Here is a 3,500-nt window from a genome sequence, read left to right as displayed (position 1 = left end):
GGGCAGGCGCAGCAGCCGGCCCTCGGCCAGGTCGCGCTCGACCAGCCACAGCGGCAGCCGGCCCCAGCCGACGCCGGCCAGGATCAGCGCGTGCTTGGTGTCCTGGCCGCTGACGCGGCAGGTCTGCGGCGACAGCACCGCGAAGTCGCGGCCGGCGCTGAGGCTGGACGGATCGCTCTGCACCACCTGGATATGGTCGGCCAGGTCCGGGGCGGTCAGCGGCGGGCCGTCGGCGACGCGCGCGGCCAGGGCATGGCCGGCGCCCACCACCGCCACCATCTGCACCGAGGACAGCGCCTGGATCGCGATGCGCGGATGGCGGAAATGCTCGCCGGCGATGATGCCCAGCTGGTGGCTGCCGTCCAGCAGCGCGGCAATCGGTCCGCCCAGCGGCAGCACCGCGACGCGGCTGGCCACCGAGGGATAGATGGCGCGCAGGCGGTTCAGCGCGGCGCCGACCTGCGCGATGGGATAGAGGGTGTCCACCACCAGCGACAGTTCCAGTTCCACGCCTTCGCCCAGGCCCTGGGCGCGGGCGCGCAGGGCGTCGACCCGCAGCAGGATGTCGCGGGCGTTGGCCAGCAGTGCCTGGCCTGCCGGCGTCATGACCGGGCGATGGCCGCCACGGTCGAACAGGCGCACGCCCAGCTGGGTTTCCATGTTGGCGATGGCATGGCTGACAGCCGACTGCACCCGCGACAGCTGCTTGGCGGCGGCGCGGAAACTGCCGGTGTCGGCCACGGCGGCGAACACGCGTAGCTGGTCCAGGGTGAGGGCGTCTATCATCGTGCGTTCTGATCTATTTTTCAGATCGGTTCCATCAAAAGATTATCACTTATCAGAATCGGTTCCGGCCGGCATGCTGGCGGCATTGCAAGCGAGGAGAGGCGAGGATGGACAAGGTGGAAAGCGCGGCGCAGGCCGGCCAGCCGGCGGCGACGCGTTGGGGAGCGGTGCTGGCGATCGTGGGCGCCGGGGTGGTGGCGTCGCTGCAGGTGGGCAAGGTGATCATCGCGGCGCCGCTGTTGCGCCGCGACCTGGGGCTGGACCTGGCGTCGATCGGCACGCTGACGGCGGTGTTCTCGATCCTGGGCGTGCTGGGCGGCATCGCGGCGGGCGGCGTGATCGCGCGCTTCGGCGCGCGCCGCATGCTGCTGTGGGGCCTGGCGACGGTGGCCGCGGGCACGGCGGCGGGCGCGCTGGCGCCGGGCTATGGCGTGCTGCTGGCCTCGCGCGTGGTCGAGGGCCTGGGCTTCCTGCTGATCACGGTGGCCGGCCCGGCGGCGCTGCAGCGCCTGGTGCTGCCGTCCAGCCGCGACCTGGCCTTCGCGCTGTGGAGCTGCTACATGCCGGCGGGCATGGCCATCGCCATGCTGGCCTCGCAGGCCTTTGGCGACTGGCACGCCTACTGGTGGTGCGCCGGCGCGGCCGCCGTGATCGCGCTGGGCTGCATCGCCGCGCTGGCGCCGCCCACGCCGGCCGGCGCCGGCCTGTCATGGCACGGGCTGCGGCAGGACACGGCGGACACGCTGGGCGCGGCCGGTCCCATGCTGCTGGCGGCTTCGTTCACGCTCTACAGCCTGATGTTCTTCGCGCTGTTCACCTTCCTGCCGGTGCTGCTGATGGACAAGCTCGGGCTGCCGCTGGCCACCGCGGGGCTGTACAGCGCCGCGGCCAGCGCCGCCAACATCATCGGCAATCTGGGCGCGGGCGTGCTGCTGTCGCGCGGCTGGCGGCGCTCGACGCTGATCGCCTGCGCCAGCGTGGCGATGGGCGTGGTGGCGCTGCTGATCTTCCGCTCGGTGTTTCCGGCGATGCCGACCTTCCTGCTGTGCGTGCTGTTCTCGGCGGTGGGCGGGCTCATCCCGGCGACGCTGCTGGGCACCGCGCCGCTGGTGGCGCCGCGGCCGGCGTTGACGGCGGCCACGGTCGGGCTGGTGATGATGGGCAGCAACCTGGGGCAGGTGATCGGGCCCGTCACGGTGGGCGGGGTGATCGACCGCTATGGCTGGGCGCAGGCGTCGCTGATCGTGGCGGCCGCGGCGCTGGGCGGCCTGGCCGTCGCCTGGCGGTTGCGTCGACTGAACGGCGCGCGCCTGTAGCCGCCGCCGGGACCGGTGCGTCGATTGTCATGCGGACGGCCTATCATGGGGGCTCGCATCCCGTGGAGTCCCTATGCCTACGCCTGCCCCGCGCCTTGTCATCTTCGATTGTGACGGCGTCCTGATCGACAGCGAAATCATCGCCGCCCGCGCCCAGTCGCGCGCGCTGGCCGAACACGGCATCGCCATCACGCCGCAGGAAGCCGCGCGGCGTTTCGCCGGCATCCCCGACGCCGACATGTGGCAGACCCTGCAGGAAGAGAACGCGCGGCCGCTGCCGCCGGACTTCCCGCGCGAGTACGCCGACCGCCTGCAGGACACCTTCCGGCGGGAGCTGCGGGCGTTGCCTGGGGTGCTTGAGACCCTGGCGGCCTTGCGCCTGCGCGGCATCGAGTATTGCGTGGCCTCCAGCAGCACGCCGCCCAAGCTGGAGGCGGCGCTCAAGCTGGTGGGGCTGTGGGACGCGTTCGCGCCGCATGTGTTCAGCACGGCGCAGGTGGCGCATGGCAAGCCGGCGCCGGATGTGTTCCTGTTCGCCGCGCGGCAGATGCGCACGGCCATCCTGGAATGCGTGGTGGTCGAGGACAGCGTGCCGGGCGTGCGTGCCGCGCGGGCCGCGCGCATGCGGGCGGTGGGCTATATCGGCGCCTCGCACAACGGGCCGGACCAGCGCCAGCGCCTGCTGGACGAAGGCGCCTTCGAGGTCATCAGCGACCTGCAGCGCCTGTCGGAGATCATCTAGCCCGCGTCAGCGGCTCTTGGCGATCACGCCGGTCATGTACTCGTTCAGGTCGCGGAAGTCCTTGACCGTCCAGGCGTGCGGCGGCACCTTTACGCCATTTTCGCGCAGGGTCTTGGGAATCAGGTCGCCGTTGGGGCGCAGGATGACCGAGGACACGATGACGCCCGGATAGTCGGTCAGCCGCTTCCTGAACGCGGCGGTGGTGAGATCCGGGGTGGGCGGATTGCTCTTCCTGGCCAGGGGCCCGGTGCCCTTGATGTCCGCGCCGTGGCACATGGCGCAGCGTTGCTGGAAGAGATTCTTGCCGTTGAGGTTTTCGGCGTTGGCAAGCGGCGCTTGAAGCAGCGCGGAGAGGCCCAGCGCGGCGAAGCATGCTGTTCTTGTTTTCATGTACTCGTGTCGTCTCGATCGGCGTCCAGGGCGGGCGCTCCGGCGGCGCCAGGGCATGCCCGCTTCCTGCGTCGGCAGTCCAGCCAATCCGGATCCTGGGCGGCGCGAAAAAATGCGCCTCGCATTCTAGAGCCTGGCGGCGTCGGGCCGCTGAACGTAGGCCGCCGAGCCCGGGTCGCCGACCATCGACCGCCAACCATCGGCCGCCCGGCGTCGGCCGGTTGGCGGTCGACATGCCTCTAAGCGGGCAGCGGCTCGGGCTTGAC

Annotated in this window: 4 protein-coding genes; 2 read left to right on the top strand and 2 right to left on the bottom strand. The window is 71.3% G+C overall.

The window, feature by feature from the left end:
* The coding region (locus tag AOZ53_RS24960; RefSeq protein WP_054489778.1) for a LysR family transcriptional regulator at positions 1-786 on the bottom strand (786 nt) is incomplete at its 3' end.
* Positions 787-893: 107 nt separating this feature from the next.
* On the opposite strand from AOZ53_RS24960, the gene AOZ53_RS24955 reads away from it, so the two are divergent.
* On the top strand, positions 894-2,102 hold the full coding sequence (locus AOZ53_RS24955) for an MFS transporter (RefSeq protein ID WP_054489777.1): 1,209 nt from the start codon (positions 894-896) through the stop codon (positions 2,100-2,102).
* Between the two features lie 73 nt (positions 2,103-2,175).
* Positions 2,176-2,844, top strand: coding sequence for an HAD family hydrolase (locus AOZ53_RS24950; protein ID WP_054434140.1), 669 nt, complete (start codon positions 2,176-2,178; stop codon positions 2,842-2,844).
* Between the two features lie 6 nt (positions 2,845-2,850).
* Here AOZ53_RS24950 and AOZ53_RS24945 read toward each other — a convergent pair whose 3' ends face one another.
* Entirely contained in the window at positions 2,851-3,234 is a 384-nt protein-coding gene (locus AOZ53_RS24945) for a c-type cytochrome (RefSeq protein WP_054489776.1), read from the bottom strand.
* Between the last annotated feature and the right edge of the window lie 266 nt (positions 3,235-3,500).

Origin of the sequence: Achromobacter sp. 2789STDY5608621 (assembly GCF_001299375.1) — a bacterium.
In the GTDB taxonomy this organism is placed as follows: Bacteria; Pseudomonadota; Gammaproteobacteria; order Burkholderiales; family Burkholderiaceae_B; genus Achromobacter; species Achromobacter insuavis.
Note: the sequence above shows the minus strand (reverse complement) of the source record. Positions and strands in the feature narration are given on the sequence as shown.

Coding starts and splice junctions, on each gene's coding strand:
- AOZ53_RS24955 (WP_054489777.1), top strand. CDS start 894: ATGGACAAGGTGGAAAGCGCGGCGCAGGCCGGCCAGCCGGCGGCGACG.
- AOZ53_RS24950 (WP_054434140.1), top strand. CDS start 2,176: ATGCCTACGCCTGCCCCGCGCCTTGTCATCTTCGATTGTGACGGCGTC.
- AOZ53_RS24945 (WP_054489776.1), bottom strand. CDS start 3,234: ATGAAAACAAGAACAGCATGCTTCGCCGCGCTGGGCCTCTCCGCGCTG.